We start from the raw sequence: 14,599 nt of genomic DNA, 5'->3' as shown, positions 1-14,599 counted from the left end.
AACTTTTTAGTAGCAAATACGAAACCGTGGTCGCTGGCCGCGGCGGCCTTCGGCAATAAAATCCGGGTGGTAGCGCGCCGTATCTTCCCGCGTGCGAGGCCACTGGAGATTCATTTTCGGCAGCGATTGTGCACCCGTTTCGGAGATACCTGCGTTATCGGGGCAGTGTTCTTCAACCATTTGCGCCACCCCGGGCAAGAGCACGGCCGGGGGAACGGAGAGCCCCGCGGCCAGCTTGTACATAGTAGACAGCGTGGGATCGGCACTGCGATCACTGTTGTAGTGATTGCGCTCCAGCATGGAAATCAGCGAGCGCGAGACCCCGGACAGCTCGGCTAACCTGCTTTGCGATAGTCCCCGCATAATGCGTAGCCGGCGGATCCGGCTGGACAGGTTGAACCCGTAGCTTGCCCAATGTGGAATAACCCTTTTACTTGACATGACGCCCCGCCCCGTCACCTTCCCCCAGGTGGTACTACTTATAGCCTTCTCATTTTCCTTCACGAGGCTATAACAGCTGACTAATATTCACAGGGCGAGCGAAACAGCAGGCTACGGGTGGGGCTTTAGAGATGGATGTTACGTGGACCGTAGAGGCGGTCGCCGGCGTCGCCGAGGCCCGGAACGATGTAGGCATCGTCGTTAAGTTCTGGATCGATGGCTGCGGTGACCAAGCGGATCGGGAAATTCGATTCCTCCAACCTGTCCACGCCAGGCTGCGCCGCGACCATGCACACCACGGTGATGTCATCGGCGCCGCGCTCGACCAATAGCTTGAGCGAGTGGATCAACGAACCGCCCGTGGCCAGCATCGGATCGACAAGGAAGACCGGTTGGCCCGTGAGGTCGTCGGGAAGCGCCTCGAGATAAGGCACAGGCTCGTGAGTTTCTTCGTCGCGGGCCATGCCGATAAAGCCCACCTGCGCATCCGGAATCATCGACAGCGCTGGGTCAATCATGCCGAGACCAGCACGGATAATGGGCACGATGATCGGAGGATTCTTCAAACGCACACCGTCGGCCACGGCCACGGGGGTTTTGCACTCAAAGTGCTCGGTTTCTAGATCGCGGGAGGCTTCATAGATCAACATGGCGCCGAGATCGGCGAGGGCAGCGCGGAAACCAGCGTTGTCGGTGCGCTCGTCGCGCATGATGGTCAGCCGGGAAGCGGCAAGGGGGTGATCAACCACAGTAATGTCCATGCACTACATGCTAGAAGCAAATTGTCTAGGAGATGGAACCGATCCCTGAAAAATGCCGTCTAAGTAGATATGAACACTTCTCCGGATACTGCTTTAAACCTAGATCCTGCACTTTCCCACTCCCTGATTGCCTCCTTGCGCGGTGATGCCGCCAATCTGCCCCAAGCACCCGAGGTACCTCTTGCCGGCATCGGCCCATTGGCCCGCATTAGTCAGGCGCTTACCCGGGCATGGCAGCATTACAACGCCGAGTCCACGCAGGTCCATGCCCGCACGCATTTTCACGCCGATGAGATGACCACGCTGGCACACCGCGCGATCGCGTCCGATGAAGCGTTGGGCCAGGAACTTCAGGGGTTGGCTCCATGATCGATCTCATCTCCCCGATTTCACAGATCGCCCAGAAAATCCCCTCACCACTGCCCGCCACCACCCTAGGCAACTTGCCCAGCTTCGATGCGGCGCTACCTTTAGCCGACATCGTCGGCGGTAACCCGAGTTTGTTCTACCGCCACGTTGAGCAGTTAGAGCACACAGGCACGCTTATCGACGAGGCCGTGGCCTCCTCCACCGGCCCCATTCTTTCCGCAGGCACAGATTTATGGTCCATAGCCCAAGATTTCCTGGGCTACGCCACCTCGCGCGTGGGTGCACTGAGCAACCCGCTAACAGCACCAGCTGCAACTATCGAGGTATCAGTTCAGGGCCTGCGCAGCCTGGCTGAAGCAGAACAACGCCTCTCTCAATTAGAGGAAGAACTAGCACCGATTGCTGCACAATTGGAATCACTGGTCTCGGATTCAGAGCCGGTGGCTGCACCGGTAAGTGCGGGCGTTGCAGACAGCCCTTTATCTGGCTCTGACCCTATTCCTGTATTTGATGCAGCCTCGATGGCGGTGCCAGAAACCGTACCTTCTGTAGAGCCCGCACCACCTGTGGAAACGCCTCCGGAAAACTCCGGTGGAAATCCCGCGGGCGAAGCAGCCGTTGCTGCTGCGAAAAACCAGTTGGGCACACCCTATGTCTGGGGTGGCTCCCAACCTGGCGGTTTCGATTGTTCCGGGCTGACCTCCTGGGCCTATGGCCAAGCCGGTGTAGAGATCCCTCGTACCGCAGAGAGCCAAGCCGTCGGCCGCCAAGTCAGCTACGAGGAATTGCAGGCCGGTGACTTGGTGGTGTGGGACGGACATGTTGCCATGTATGCGGAGGACGGCATGATGATTGAGGCTGGTGATCCCGTGCAGATGAACCCGGTACGCACGGAAAATATTGGGATGGGCTTTCAGGGCTTCTGGCGACCGACGGGCTAACGTTTAGTAGAGTCGGTGTCTATGAGCACGCGCGCGATTCTCCCTGTAAAAATCTCATTGACCGAAGGTGACTTTTACACCTTGTGGGCCCCCACGTGGAAAGAGGGTGGCTCCGAATGGCAGGCCTTCTACGGCGATGACACTAAGGTTTTGGTTTTCCACACCCCGGAAGAATTGCTTGTTCACCTCGAAAGTAACACGCGCCATGACTTAGCTTCCCACCCCAACTGGGCCGATTTCACCGCCATGGGCGCAGACCGCGTGGTCCCCACCGATAAGCAGTACTACGACATTATCGGTGCGCCCTTGCTGCTTGCTGATCGCCCGAGCCACGACAATGTTTCCACACTGGCGCGGATTTTTAAGATCTCTGCTTCGCTTGCAGAGGTAGGAGGCGCCGAGGAGGCCGTTATCTTCTTCGCCTCACACTCGCTTCTGGGTAACGTGACTCGCGGGTCCGACCACTACAACGGCGAACAGGGCGCTGGTGAATGGTCCGCAGTGGGTCGCATCGTGCTGACCAATTGGGAAAAGGTGGTCAAGTCACTCGACGAGGTTATCCGCGTCGTCGAAACGTCCTCTTTTGATCAGGCATCTATTAACGCTGCTGCCACCCGAATTATTCAGGCCGGCAAGGACCGCAAGGAAGCAGAAAAAGTGGCCCAGGCTCAACTCGAAGCGGAGCGCGCCGCCGCGGATCCTTATGACACGTCGGCATGGGCAGCCGCTGGCATCGACCCGCTGAAGATCACCATCCAGGGCCAAAGCGTCTACACACTTCGCACCTACCTAGCGGGCGATCCTGTGTTCTTGGGCCGGTTCGGTGAGATTTTCACCTTCCCAACCGGCAAGCAGCTGGTGCGTTGGATGCTGGACAATACTGAGCACGACCTAGCAAATGTGTCCACGTGGGACGATCTGGTCAGCGCGGCGCACTCCGGCGAACTGGAATTTACCGTGCACAGGGATAATTCCTACTCTTTCAATGGCATTGCCGAAGATATAGAAAAAGGCCCAGATGCTGTAGATACACAGCAGCTGGGCAAGGCCTATGAGCTGATCGCTGATGCCGCCGATTGGGCTCAGGATGATTCTTTGAACTCCTTCTTGTTGGCAAACCCGCGGATGCAGGAATACCTCGGATACATGCTCGGCTCGAATGAGCAGGCCGGTTATGTTCCTTCCGCACCGTTTACCGACAAGGTTGAGGGTTGGAAGGAATTGGAGAACATGCTGATCAAGCGGTTCTCCAAGTTTTAGAGTGACTTCTTTTTCCTAGCCCACGGATGTGCCGAACAACCAGCCCACAGCCCAGGTCAGGATCAGGGCGAGCAAACCGCCGACGACCAGTCGGAAGGCTGCCCTACCTTGGTTTGCACCGCCCAGGCGTGCCGAGATTACGCCGGTGATCGCCAGCGCTATCAAGGTAACCAGGAAGACGAACGGCACACGCCAGGTATCCGATGGGAACAAGATAGCCAGCATAGGCAGCATTGCGCCGAGGAAGAACGAGAAGAACGACGAGATCGCCGCCGACCATGGACTGACAATGTCAGTTTGATCGATGCCGTAGTGCATCTCCAGGTGCGTAGCTAGGCGGTTGTGCGAGGTGGCTTCCTTTGCTACCTGTTCTGCGGTTTTGCGCGAGATCCCCTTCTTTTCATATTCCTGGACAAGCACCTCGAATTCGCCTTCTGGGTCCTCGTCGTGGAGGCGCTGTTCCTTGGCAATCAGTGCGTTTTCTGCATCGCGTTGCGAGGACACCGAGACGTATTCGCCCAGTGCCATGGAGATTGCGCCACCGACAACTGCAGCGATACCTGCAGTTGCGATCGCGCGGATATCAGAGCTTGCGCCGGCCACGCCGACGATGACTGCTGCGGTAGAGACGATTCCGTCGTTGGCGCCGAGCACGCCTGCACGTAGTTTGTTTAGTCTTTCATTTAGTCCGCCGGTTTCTTCAGCCGGCGTCTGGGTTGCTAGATCACTCATGCCTATAGTTTTAGCCCATAATCCAGCAGTCAACAACGAAGGTTACCCTATCCAAATAGCAGGTCACAGTACGTTTTCGGTAAGGCTTACCTATAATATTCCTGCTTTGGTATGTCTTTTGCGAGCCATTCTGCAGTCTCGCTCACAAGAGGTCTAGAATTACGTCCCAATGAAGACTGTTTCTTACTTTGCGGCCACTTTGGCTTGTGCCACGTTTCTTGCCGTCACCCCAGTGGCTGGCGCGCAAGAAGCTGTCGTCCCCGAGGTTCCAGTGGATACTTCGATCTCTTCATCCACCCGTGAAACCGCACCCGATACCAATCAGTGTCCCAACCGGATTTCCCCGCCCCAGGCGCACACCACCTCGGAGGCACCCGTCGCCGGTGTCACTCCGACTCCGATCCCACCTGTCTATGACGGGCCCTGCGGTGTGATTGCGCCCGATGGTTTCCAAGTCCCAGATAGTGTCTTGGCCTCCAGTTGGATCGTTGCCGATATAGATACCGGCGATGTCATCGCAATGAAAGACCCGCATGGCCGGTATCGCCCTGCCTCGATCATTAAGGTGCTGCTCGCGCTCACCGTGATCAGGGACCTACCGATGGATCGGGTCATTACCGTGTCACAGGAGTCCGCCTCGCAAGATGGTTCCGCGGTGGGCATCGGTGAGGGCGGACAGTACACCGTGGAGCAGCTGCTTTACGGATTGCTGCTGGCCTCAGGCAACGACGCCGCGCACGCTCTCGCACAGGAGTTGGGCGGAGATGCCGTGACGTTGGAAAAAGTCAACGCCTTGGCAAAAGAACTCGGTGCCGAAGAGACTCGCGTAGCCACATATTCAGGCCTTGACGCCCCCGGCATGCAAACTACTGCCTGGGATCTGGCGAAAATTTACCAAGCAGCCTACAAAAACCCGACCTTTGACAAGATCACCAGCACCGAGAGCTACCCCTTCCCCGGCTACGGCGATCTCCCAGGTTACGAAGTCGGCAACGACAACCACCTCTTCCTCATGGATCCCGATGGAATCGGCGGCAAGACCGGCTTCACCGACGATGCGAACCACACGTTTGTCGGCGCCTTGGACAGGAATGGTCACCGCATCATGGCGATCCTGCTCGACACCACCGTGGAAAAGGCTCGCCCTTGGCAGCAAGCACAATCGCTTATCGACGAGGCGTACAACTTCACCAGCGCAGATAAAGTAGCCACCTTGAATCAGGACAACGCACCTGCGGGGCAAAACGTAGGCGCTGTCCAGCAAACCCCTGCCCCGGAGGCTCCAGCGCAGGCTTCGAGCAACACGAGTGACACTCACAGGTCCAATCAGATTGGAATTGCTGCTGTTGCCATCGTCGCTGTAGCAGCTATTGTGCTGGCAGCTTTAGGCTTGCGGGCACGAAAGGCAACTACTTCCTCCGGAGTAAAGCCACGACACCGGCGCCAATAGCACCAAGCGCCACTCCGATTCCAAGCGACTTTCCGTTGTTGGCCACTGGTTGTTGCTGCACCTCGTGGCGCACGTGGATCACAGCAGAATCCGGAGCATCCACAGGGGCTTGCTCGAGGGATTCAGTAGTAGTTGCCGTCCACGCGGAGACATACAACACCACGCGCCAAATCAGGTACAGCACAACCATCAACGCGATAATTGGGCCGAAGGCTGCACCCGCCGGGTTACTCACCGCCGATGAGACGATCACTGTGGAAAGCTGCTTAATTACCTCGAAGATAATCGCACCGAGGAATGCTCCTTGCAGGCCGGACTTGCGTGGCACCTTGGTGCGCGGCAGATAAATAATCAGCCACACCATGACAAGGAAGTTCGCCAGAATACCAACCAGAACGGCCACGCCGAAGATAATCCAGCGCAGCCCAGGCAGGCCCCCGAGGCCGATTTGTTCCAGCACCCACGACGTTGCCCCTGACGAACCGATCGCGGTAACAAGGAAGGCCACGCTCAGTGCGATAAGCAGGCCAATCAGAGCAACGAGGTCCCAAAGCTTTACTAAAACAAAGTTACCGCCCTTGTTGGGTGATAGATTCCACATCGCGCCGATGCCAGCACGCAGATTATTCATCCACCCAAGGCCCGACCAAATAGCCGTCAGCGCACCAACACCCAACACGGCGTTGCGCTGGGCGATGGCCTGATCAATGATGCTGTTGACCGTCGTGCCCAAATCGCCTTGCAGGGAGCTGGTGATGGAATCCTGAATTTGTTGCAACAGGTCAGGGCTACTATCTAGGAAAATAGCCAACCCGCCGAAGAGCAACATGGCCAGGGGGAACACCGACATCACGGAGAAGTAGGTAATACCCGCCGAGTACTGGTTGCCTCCGGATTCCCCAAAGCGGTCATTCATCCGCATGAGGTGATCAAGAATAGGTGCCTTTTCACGCACCTTATCTACGGCACCTTTGTCATCCTTGTGGACACGTTCGATTCCGTATTCATCGGTTTTCTCGGCATTAGGCGCCGTCCGTGTAGCCATGCTCGTCCTTCCGAAATATTCCGAAAATTCCAATAAGACCCTATTGATGTTAAACATTTTAGGGCCAGTGTCCAGACAGCAAACTGTAACAATTGGGATTCACGACGTAGGATAACGTGAGGAACGTATCTAAATTAATCTTCGAAAGGGACATCCCATGGCACGTCGTAATGATAAGAAGCGTATTAGCCCTGTCGCCCTCGGCACAGCGGGCCTGACCGGCTCTATTGTTGCACTCGGCGGCGCTGCAACCGCATCTGCCACAGACCTGGCAGTACTCGCGCAGCAGGCCGGCGAAAAACACCCAAACTACGGTGCATGGGCCAGCAGCGGCCTGCAGTGGGAGTGGTTCTACGTCATCATTGCGGTACTTGCAGTGGTGTCGTTGATTGTTACCATCGTGCTTTCGGGCAAGAATAGCCGCCGCGTCGGTCGTCGCGAGGGCGGCATCTAAACCCTAGCTTTTGCAAGCACCGCGGGCTTCTAGCGCTTTGAGCGCAGGAAGCCCGTTTTTTCGTAAACATCCTCGAGGACGGGCTCGGAAACTTCTCGGGCGCGCTCGGCGCCCTGGGCGAGAATGTCCTCTAGCTGACCGCGGTCGGCCATGAGCTCGTCGTAACGCGCTTTTAGGGGCGTTGTAAACGCCTCGAGTGCATCAGCCGTATCGACCTTGAGCGCACCGTAGCCTTGACCTTCGTAACCTGCAACGAGGTCATCGACGCTCTTGCCGGTCAGCGCGGACTGGATCGTGAGCAGATTAGATACGCCTGGCTTGTTTTCGCGGTCGAAGGCGATCACGCCGTCGTTGTCCGTAACAGCGCTGCGTACGCGCTTTGCGGAAACCTTCGGATCGTCGAGCAGGTTGATAATGCCCTTCGGGTTCGCTCCCGACTTACTCATCTTCGCGGTTGGATCCTGCAGGTCGTAGATCTTTGCGGAACCCTGCGGAATGAATGCTTCCGGCACAACAAAGGTCTCGCCGTAGCGGGAATTGAAACGCTCGGCAAGAGTGCGGGTCAGCTCCAAGTGCTGACGCTGATCTTCACCCACTGGAACCAGCTGCGGCTTGTACAGCAAAATATCGGCAGCCATCAAAACTGGGTAGGTGAACAGGCCGACCGTCGTGCGGTCTTGGCCTTGTTTCTGGGATTTGTCCTTGAACTGCGTCATCCGAGATGCCTCGCCGAAACCTGTGAGACACTGCAATACCCAGGTCAACTCAGCGTGCTGAGGCACATGGGACTGGACGAAAAGAGTGGACTTTTCTGGGTCAATGCCCAGTGCAATAAGCTGCGCTGCACCGGCAACGGTGCGCTGGCGCAGCTCTTGCGGATCCTGCTCGACGGTGATCGCGTGCAGGTCGGGGATGAAATAGAACGCGTCAAACTCTTCTTGCAACTCGATCCACTGCTTCAGGGCTCCGAGATAGTTACCCAAGTGGTAGGAATCGGCTGTTGGCTGGATACCGGAAAGTACGCGTTGCTTTTCACTCATGCCCGTTAAGTCTAGTCAGGCCACGCTACGCGCGACACTTTAACCCGACAAGCAACTTGAAGCTACTTACAGCGACAGGATTACCGGATTGTGGTTTCACCCTGGTGCTTGTAGTGAGAAGCGTCGTCCTCGCGACCGTCATAAATTGGGACGCCACTTGCAAGACCGCGAGGAGTTTTAATCTTGCCAGTGGACACGAGGTAGAAGACGTGCCCCAGTACAACCAGCGACAACGCCAGACCAATCCATCCGATTACTGTGTAGTTAAACATGATGCCCAGGATGGAAAGGGTGAGAATGAGGAACGCTACCAGAAGTTCGATGATTACGAGTACCATATTTAATATTTTAACCTATATGCCCCGGTAAATCTATATTTATCCAGGTCCTTGCGGTGCAGGCACAATAGCCTAAGGTTACCCACATGAGTGGTAAACCCTATACCAACAGATCGCTGACTAACCACTCATGCGGGCCGCATTGACAGAACCGCTTCACGAAAGGCCGCGCGATGAAGAACTTCATCAGCCCCACCCACGTGGCACTTCCCTGGTTGGGTTTCCTTCTCATCGGGCTCGTCGCGGGTGCCGGGCGATTTTTCTTCCTCGACGGCGAGTTGTGGACCTACCTAGCCATGGTCGGCATTGTCGTGGTGATGGCGTATCTAGCGCGAAAGTGGGAGGCCAAGAATCAACTCGGCATGGATTTCCGTCGTTGGCTGCGTGGCGGGCAAATGCTAGGTGCCGGAGGCGCGCTGATCATCGCGGCAACCACCACGCCAGCTGCCGTGATCATGCAAAGAAACCGTCCTTATTACACCTGGTTTGACCGGTTCTTAATCACCTACGGCGACACGTGGACCATGGATACCAACGGGGCGCCTTACGTGGCCAACCGCTCCGGCCAAGATGCGGGAACGGTGACGCTGACGTTTGTGTTAACCCTTTTCGTAGGGCTCGTGGCTGCCGTTGCAGGTATCGCGCTGGGCCTGCTTGCGGGCCGGATAAGGCGCGTTGTGGGATTTGTGGCGGCATTGGTACTTATCCCGATTGTGGTCGCCCTCATCCTTTGGGTGTTTATCCCTCGGAACCAAGGCTTCCCCACGATGCATCTCACCACCACACCAGTGCTGCAATTTCTGTTGCTTGGAATTAGCGGGGCCATCATCCTTGTCCTGAGCTCGCGGATTATTGCTAAGGCGTGCTCCGCGGCCACCAACCTCTAAGTGGCGGGCTCGGGTTCAGGGCCTTCGTCGTCACGCTTTTTCTGCCGTGTCGGCTTGGTCTCCTGAATCTTGCGCACCTTGCGTACCATCCGCCGCGCTCCTGGCAGACGCTTCGCTTGGCGCCGCAGCACTTGATACGACAGTCGGGTGCGCGGATCGTAATTGGCCACCTCTTCGTCGTCGTACACATACACCGGCAGCGACCAGTTGAACCTCAGCGAGAGCAGGCGGGTGATAAACACGAAGGCCACGGTGATCAGCGCGGTAGCCCATTCTGGCACATTGACCCACAAGAGGAACATGTACAACAGCGCGCCCATCACCGCGATGGAGGCGTAGAGCTCTTGGCGAAACACCAGTGGCACGCGATCCGAGAGCACATCGCGCAAAACACCGCCGGACACACCCGTGGCCACCGAGGCCACAATGGTGATGATGATGCCATGGCCTTCCGAAATTGCCGTCTGCGCGCCCAACACCACAAAGGCTGACAGGCCGACCGCGTCAGCGACCATGAAAAACTTCCGCAGCTGATACATCAGCCAACTAATCCGCACGGTAATTACCGAAGCGACCACCACAACGAGCAAATAGAGCGGCTGTTCCACCCAGGTCAGCGGATAACTGTCCAGCATAACGTCGCGGACCGTGCCACCGCCGAGCGCCGTGAGCGCACCCAGGGCGACCACGCCAAACAAGTCCATCCTCATGCGACCGGCCGCCACCGCTGCCGTCATTGCTTCGGCGATAATGCCGATCACGAAAAGCACCGTGAGCAGGTCAGCGGTGTCGAAGTCTCCCATCCATTCCCCCAAGTTGCTTAGCCGTTAGCGCAAAAATGCCTTCAGCGCTCCATACATATTCCTATGCACATTCCTATGCGTAAGTTACTAGCAACGGCGCGTGATCGCTCCAACGCTCCTCGACGGTGGGGACCTTCTCTACCCAGGTCCGCTCCGCACGCTCGAGCATGGCCTTGGTGGCCGCTTGGTAATCGATGCGCCACCCGGCATTGTTGTTGAATGCCTGGCCGCGGTAGGTCCACCAGGTGTAGGGCGCGTCCTCGGGGTGCAGGCGGCGCGCGACGTCGAACCACTGTGGGTTTTCATTCGCTTCACGACGAAGCCCTGACTTGTACTCCACCGCCCCGAAGTACTGACCTGCTGTGGGTTTAGGCTGCGGTTGCTCATCTGGGAAGGAACCAAAGACGGAGTCCATAAACGCACGCTCATCAGGCAACACACCAGACTTTTTCTGGTTCGTCTTGAAATTTTTCAGGTCCTGCTCGCGGTGGCAGATATTCCAGTCACCCGCGATGATCATGTTGGGGTTCGCTTCGGCGAGCTCCGTTAGTTTCGGTTCGAACTCGTCAAGGAAACGGTACTTTTCGTCCTGCTTCTCAGTGCCTGTGCTGCCGGAAGGCAGATACAGGCTGCCCACCCGCACGTCACCGGCGGTGGCGGTGATCAAGCGACCGGAATCAACAAAACTGCCAAATCCCACTTCCACATCCGTTAAAGGCGTACGCGACAAAATACCCACACCGGCGCGGCCCTTCGCCTCTGCGGGCGCGACGGCAAGATGCCAGCCATTGTCCAGTGCCGGGGCGAGCGCCTCCTGCGATTGCTCCTCGGTGGCGCGCACTTCTTGCATCAGCACAATGTCGGCTGGGGTTGAATCAAGCCAGGCAATCATGCCAGGGTTGATGTCGCTTCGGACTTTTGTTGCGGCACGGATGCCGTTTACGTTCACACTTGCGATGGTCACACTCATGGTTGCTTATGGTAGCCGAGGCCTTCGACACGACCCGAAGCTCGTCTCTTCAGGCACCTTGTAGTCGATTGTGACCTACCACGTTTCTTCTTCAACCGTGGGATCTACCACACTTTCGCCCCTAAACTGACTTAACAGTACGTCCATTCTGTTGAATCCAGGTAAGGTAGACGGCGAATTGCTAATAAATTATATAGGGAGTGACATTGGCTAAGATTATCTGGACCCGTACAGACGAGGCTCCGTTGCTGGCAACCTACTCGTTCAAGCCGATCGTTGAAGCTTTCGCTTCAAACGCAGGCCTGGACGTTGAAACCCGCGACATTTCGCTGGCAGGCCGCATCATCGCACAGTTCCCTGAGCGTCTGAACGAAGACCAGAAACTGGATGATTCGCTGGCAGCCCTCGGCGACCTGGCGAAGACCCCAGAAGCGAACATCATCAAGCTGCCAAACATCTCGGCATCCCTGGTTCAGCTCAAGGCTGCCATCGCCGAGCTGCAGGCTGCGGGCTACGACGTACCTAACTACCCAGACAACCCTTCCACCGAAGAGGAAAAGGACATCGCGTCCCGCTACTCCAAGGTCACTGGTTCTGCAGTGAACCCAGTGCTGCGTGAGGGCAACTCTGATCGTCGTGCTCCACAGGCAGTGAAGAACTACGCGAAGAAGCACCCACACTCCATGGGCGCATGGTCCAAGGACTCCAAGACTGCTGTTGCCACCATGGACGACAACGACTTCCGCCACAACGAGAAGTCCGTCATCATGGACAACGAAGACACCCTGAAGATCCAGCTGGTTGCTGCCGACGGCACCACCCAGGTCCTCAAGGACGACCTCAAGGTCCTCGAAGGTGAGGTGCTTGACGCTACCTTCATGTCTGCCAAGGCACTGGACGCATTCCTGCTCGAGCAGGTTGCAAAGGCCAAGGAGCAGGGCATCCTCTTCTCCACCCACCTCAAGGCAACCATGATGAAGGTCTCCGACCCAATCATCTTCGGCCACGTTGTCCGCGCCTTCTTCAAGGACGTCTTCGACAAGTACGGCGAGGAGCTGCTTGCAGCTGGCCTCAACGGCGAGAACGGCCTCGGCGCTATCTACGCTGGCCTGGACAACCTGGACAATGGCGCAGAGATCAAGGCTGCTTTCGAGCAGGCCATGCAAGACGGACCAGACCTGGCAATGGTGAACTCCAGCAAGGGCATCACCAACCTGCACGTTCCTTCCGACGTCATCGTCGATGCGTCCATGCCAGCCATGATTCGTACCTCCGGCCACATGTGGAACGCAGATGACCAGGAGCAGGACACCCTGGCTGTTATCCCAGACTCTTCCTACGCTGGCGTGTACCAGACCGTCATCGAGGACTGCCAGGCCAACGGCGCTTACGACCCCACCACCATGGGTACCGTGCCAAACGTTGGCCTGATGGCTCAGAAGGCTGAAGAGTACGGCTCCCACGACAAGACCTTCAAGGTTGCTAACCCTGGCACCATGCAGGTTGTCGATTCCGCTGGCAACATCGTGCATGAGCACGAGGTTGAAGAGGGCGACATCTGGCGTGCAGTGCAGACCAAGGATGCTCCAATCCGTGACTGGGTCAAGCTTGCTGTCAACCGTGCACGCCTGTCGGGCATGAAGACCATCTTCTGGCTCGACCCAGAGCGCGCCCACGACCGCAACATGACTTCCCTGGTTGAGAAGTACCTGGGCGACCACGACACCGAGGGCCTGGATATCTCCATCCTCAGCCCTGTAGAGGCCACCCAGGTCACCGTGGACCGCATCCGCAAGGGCGAGGACACCATCTCTGTGACCGGTAACGTCCTGCGTGACTACAACACCGACCTCTTCCCAATTCTTGAGCTGGGCACCTCCGCAAAGATGCTCTCCGTTGTGCCACTGATGGCTGGCGGCGGCCTGTTCGAGACCGGTGCTGGCGGCTCCGCTCCAAAGCACGTCCAGCAGGTCCAGGAAGAAAATCACCTGCGCTGGGACTCGCTTGGCGAGTACCTCGCGCTGGCTGAGTCCTTCCGCCACGAGAAGAACAACAACGGCAATGCTCAGGCTGGCGTGTTGGCTGACGCTCTGGATCGCGCAACCGAAACCCTGCTCAACGAGGGCAAGAGCCCATCGCGCAAGGTCGGCGAGATCGACGATCGCGGCTCCCACTTCTACCTGGCAAAGTACTGGGCTGAAGAGCTGGCTGCACAGACCGAGGATGCTGACTTGGCTGCAACCTTCAAGCCAGTCGCAGAGGCTCTCGCATCTGGCGAAGAGCAGATCGCACAGGAGTTGCTCGACGTGCAGGGCTCCCCTGCAGACCTGGGTGGTTACTACCTGCCTAGCGAAGAGAAGCTCACCGCGGTTATGCGTCCTTCCGCAGCCTTCAACAAGGTCATTGACGAGCTGAAGAAGTAGTACTTCGACCTTTTCACAGATCGAGCGGGGCCCTGAAGGGGTCCCGCTTTTTCGTTAGTGTTTGAGGTATGAAACTCACTTTGCTAGGCCAGTCCACAGTCCAAGTCGTTGCACCCGAAGGTCGCATCGTCATCGACCCAGGAAATCTCACAGACGATCCGCGTCTCGACGACGCCGACGCGATTCTTGTTACCCATATCCATCCCGATCACTGCGACGAGGAAGCGATTCGTGACTCCGGTCTGCCGGTCTGGGGGCCACAGTCGGTCGTCGAAAAGCTTGGTCTTGGAACGGTTGTGAAATCCGGCGAGACGATCACTGTGCTCGGTCAGGAAATCCAGGTGGTCGGCGAAATCCATGAGGTGATTCACCCGGATCTGCCGCGACCAGAAAACGTTGGCTACTTCATCGACGGTGTGCTCCACCCCGGCGATGAGTTCATCGAGCTCGAGGGCGTTCGCGTGCTGCTGATGCCGATTGCATGCCCGTGGGTCAAGGGCGAGTATGCCGCCGATTGGGCTCGCGGCATCGGCGCCACGACCACCCTGCCATTTCACGACGAGGTGCTGTCAGACAAAGGCAAGAATCTCTACGACAACGTGATGAAGAACCTCCAGGTACCCGGTTACCAGCGCGTGGAGCATGGGGTCGAGGTAGACGTATAGGGGCCCTACCTAGTCACGCT

General features: G+C 57.4%; 16 protein-coding genes. 8 read left to right on the top strand and 8 right to left on the bottom strand.

Going from position 1 to position 14,599, the window contains the following annotated elements; translation table 11 throughout:
• Positions 1–6 precede the first annotated feature (6 nt).
• Positions 7–441, bottom strand: a complete 435-nt coding sequence (locus ACXZ66_RS03365; RefSeq protein WP_458750492.1) for a helix-turn-helix domain-containing protein — start codon at positions 439–441, stop codon at positions 7–9.
• A gap of 125 nt (positions 442–566) precedes the next feature.
• Complete coding sequence (gene upp, locus ACXZ66_RS03360) at positions 567–1,202, bottom strand: uracil phosphoribosyltransferase (RefSeq protein WP_458750490.1); 636 nt, start codon at positions 1,200–1,202, stop codon at positions 567–569.
• Positions 1,203–1,271: 69 nt separating this feature from the next.
• On the opposite strand from upp, the gene ACXZ66_RS03355 reads away from it, so the two are divergent.
• The 3 genes from ACXZ66_RS03355 to ACXZ66_RS03345 are packed head-to-tail and all read left to right on the top strand — an operon-like array spanning position 1,272 to position 3,772.
• The gene (locus ACXZ66_RS03355; RefSeq protein ID WP_458750489.1) at positions 1,272–1,571 is read left to right on the top strand and encodes a hypothetical protein; all 300 of its coding nucleotides are present in this window, start codon (positions 1,272–1,274) and stop codon (positions 1,569–1,571) included.
• Positions 1,568–2,512 (top strand): C40 family peptidase, encoded by a 945-nt coding sequence (locus ACXZ66_RS03350; protein ID WP_458750488.1) that lies wholly within the window; start codon positions 1,568–1,570, stop codon positions 2,510–2,512. Before ACXZ66_RS03355 ends, ACXZ66_RS03350 begins: the two co-directional genes overlap by 4 nt.
• Before the next feature lie 21 nt (positions 2,513–2,533).
• Positions 2,534–3,772 (top strand): hypothetical protein, encoded by a 1,239-nt coding sequence (locus tag ACXZ66_RS03345; RefSeq protein ID WP_458750487.1) that lies wholly within the window; start codon positions 2,534–2,536, stop codon positions 3,770–3,772.
• A gap of 15 nt (positions 3,773–3,787) precedes the next feature.
• Here ACXZ66_RS03345 and ACXZ66_RS03340 read toward each other — a convergent pair whose 3' ends face one another.
• A complete protein-coding gene (locus ACXZ66_RS03340) occupies positions 3,788–4,504 on the bottom strand; it encodes a VIT1/CCC1 transporter family protein (RefSeq protein WP_458750485.1) in 717 nt (238 codons plus the stop codon).
• A 169-nt stretch (positions 4,505–4,673) separates the two neighbouring features.
• Between ACXZ66_RS03340 and ACXZ66_RS03335 the strand changes: the two genes are divergently transcribed.
• Positions 4,674–5,954, top strand: a complete 1,281-nt coding sequence (locus tag ACXZ66_RS03335) for a D-alanyl-D-alanine carboxypeptidase family protein (RefSeq protein WP_458750484.1) — start codon at positions 4,674–4,676, stop codon at positions 5,952–5,954.
• Here the strand turns inward: ACXZ66_RS03335 and ACXZ66_RS03330 are convergent.
• Positions 5,914–6,999: a YhjD/YihY/BrkB family envelope integrity protein gene (locus tag ACXZ66_RS03330; RefSeq protein WP_458750482.1), complete on the bottom strand. Its 1,086-nt coding sequence runs from the start codon at positions 6,997–6,999 to the stop codon at positions 5,914–5,916. The genes ACXZ66_RS03335 and ACXZ66_RS03330 overlap by 41 nt on opposite strands.
• A gap of 157 nt (positions 7,000–7,156) precedes the next feature.
• Here ACXZ66_RS03330 and ACXZ66_RS03325 point away from each other — a divergent pair, with 157 nt between their 5' ends.
• Entirely contained in the window at positions 7,157–7,453 is a 297-nt protein-coding gene (locus tag ACXZ66_RS03325; RefSeq protein ID WP_458750480.1) for a hypothetical protein, read from the top strand.
• A gap of 29 nt (positions 7,454–7,482) precedes the next feature.
• Here ACXZ66_RS03325 and trpS read toward each other — a convergent pair whose 3' ends face one another.
• Together trpS and ACXZ66_RS03315 are read right to left on the bottom strand one after the other, a co-directional pair.
• Complete coding sequence (gene trpS / locus ACXZ66_RS03320) at positions 7,483–8,493, bottom strand: tryptophan--tRNA ligase (protein ID WP_458750479.1); 1,011 nt, start codon at positions 8,491–8,493, stop codon at positions 7,483–7,485.
• Positions 8,494–8,573: 80 nt separating this feature from the next.
• Positions 8,574–8,831: a hypothetical protein gene (locus ACXZ66_RS03315; protein WP_458750478.1), complete on the bottom strand. Its 258-nt coding sequence runs from the start codon at positions 8,829–8,831 to the stop codon at positions 8,574–8,576.
• A 173-nt stretch (positions 8,832–9,004) separates the two neighbouring features.
• Between ACXZ66_RS03315 and ACXZ66_RS03310 the strand changes: the two genes are divergently transcribed.
• The gene (locus ACXZ66_RS03310) at positions 9,005–9,718 is read left to right on the top strand and encodes a hypothetical protein (protein ID WP_458750477.1); all 714 of its coding nucleotides are present in this window, start codon (positions 9,005–9,007) and stop codon (positions 9,716–9,718) included.
• Here ACXZ66_RS03310 and ACXZ66_RS03305 read toward each other — a convergent pair.
• Entirely contained in the window at positions 9,715–10,521 is an 807-nt protein-coding gene (locus ACXZ66_RS03305; protein WP_458750475.1) for a trimeric intracellular cation channel family protein, read from the bottom strand. The two genes, ACXZ66_RS03310 and ACXZ66_RS03305, sit on opposite strands and share 4 nt — an antisense overlap.
• A 73-nt stretch (positions 10,522–10,594) precedes the next feature.
• On the bottom strand, positions 10,595–11,491 hold the full coding sequence (locus ACXZ66_RS03300) for an exodeoxyribonuclease III (protein WP_458750474.1): 897 nt from the start codon (positions 11,489–11,491) through the stop codon (positions 10,595–10,597).
• Between the two features lie 206 nt (positions 11,492–11,697).
• Between ACXZ66_RS03300 and ACXZ66_RS03295 the strand changes: the two genes are divergently transcribed.
• Together ACXZ66_RS03295 and ACXZ66_RS03290 are read left to right on the top strand one after the other, a co-directional pair.
• Positions 11,698–13,914, top strand: coding sequence for an NADP-dependent isocitrate dehydrogenase (locus ACXZ66_RS03295; RefSeq protein ID WP_458750473.1), 2,217 nt, complete (start codon positions 11,698–11,700; stop codon positions 13,912–13,914).
• Positions 13,915–13,982: 68 nt separating this feature from the next.
• Positions 13,983–14,579 carry an MBL fold metallo-hydrolase gene (locus tag ACXZ66_RS03290; RefSeq protein WP_458750471.1) on the top strand — a complete coding sequence of 199 codons (597 nt, stop codon included), beginning with the start codon at positions 13,983–13,985 and terminating at the stop codon, positions 14,577–14,579.
• Positions 14,580–14,599: the final 20 nt, after the last annotated feature.

The organism is Corynebacterium sp. S7, from assembly GCF_054401105.1.
This window is presented reverse-complemented; position numbering and strand designations above follow the sequence as displayed.

Excerpts from the sequence above, each read along its gene's own strand:
- ACXZ66_RS03365 (WP_458750492.1), bottom strand. The coding sequence starts at position 441 with ATGTCAAGTAAAAGGGTTATTCCACATTGGGCAAGCTACGGGTTCAAC.
- upp (WP_458750490.1), bottom strand. The coding sequence starts at position 1,202 with ATGGACATTACTGTGGTTGATCACCCCCTTGCCGCTTCCCGGCTGACC.
- ACXZ66_RS03355 (WP_458750489.1), top strand. The coding sequence starts at position 1,272 with ATGAACACTTCTCCGGATACTGCTTTAAACCTAGATCCTGCACTTTCC.
- ACXZ66_RS03350 (WP_458750488.1), top strand. The coding sequence starts at position 1,568 with ATGATCGATCTCATCTCCCCGATTTCACAGATCGCCCAGAAAATCCCC.
- ACXZ66_RS03345 (WP_458750487.1), top strand. The coding sequence starts at position 2,534 with ATGAGCACGCGCGCGATTCTCCCTGTAAAAATCTCATTGACCGAAGGT.
- ACXZ66_RS03340 (WP_458750485.1), bottom strand. The coding sequence starts at position 4,504 with ATGAGTGATCTAGCAACCCAGACGCCGGCTGAAGAAACCGGCGGACTA.
- ACXZ66_RS03335 (WP_458750484.1), top strand. The coding sequence starts at position 4,674 with ATGAAGACTGTTTCTTACTTTGCGGCCACTTTGGCTTGTGCCACGTTT.
- ACXZ66_RS03330 (WP_458750482.1), bottom strand. The coding sequence starts at position 6,999 with ATGGCTACACGGACGGCGCCTAATGCCGAGAAAACCGATGAATACGGA.
- ACXZ66_RS03325 (WP_458750480.1), top strand. The coding sequence starts at position 7,157 with ATGGCACGTCGTAATGATAAGAAGCGTATTAGCCCTGTCGCCCTCGGC.
- trpS (WP_458750479.1), bottom strand. The coding sequence starts at position 8,493 with ATGAGTGAAAAGCAACGCGTACTTTCCGGTATCCAGCCAACAGCCGAT.
- ACXZ66_RS03315 (WP_458750478.1), bottom strand. The coding sequence starts at position 8,831 with ATGGTACTCGTAATCATCGAACTTCTGGTAGCGTTCCTCATTCTCACC.
- ACXZ66_RS03310 (WP_458750477.1), top strand. The coding sequence starts at position 9,005 with ATGAAGAACTTCATCAGCCCCACCCACGTGGCACTTCCCTGGTTGGGT.
- ACXZ66_RS03305 (WP_458750475.1), bottom strand. The coding sequence starts at position 10,521 with ATGGGAGACTTCGACACCGCTGACCTGCTCACGGTGCTTTTCGTGATC.
- ACXZ66_RS03300 (WP_458750474.1), bottom strand. The coding sequence starts at position 11,491 with ATGAGTGTGACCATCGCAAGTGTGAACGTAAACGGCATCCGTGCCGCA.
- ACXZ66_RS03290 (WP_458750471.1), top strand. The coding sequence starts at position 13,983 with ATGAAACTCACTTTGCTAGGCCAGTCCACAGTCCAAGTCGTTGCACCC.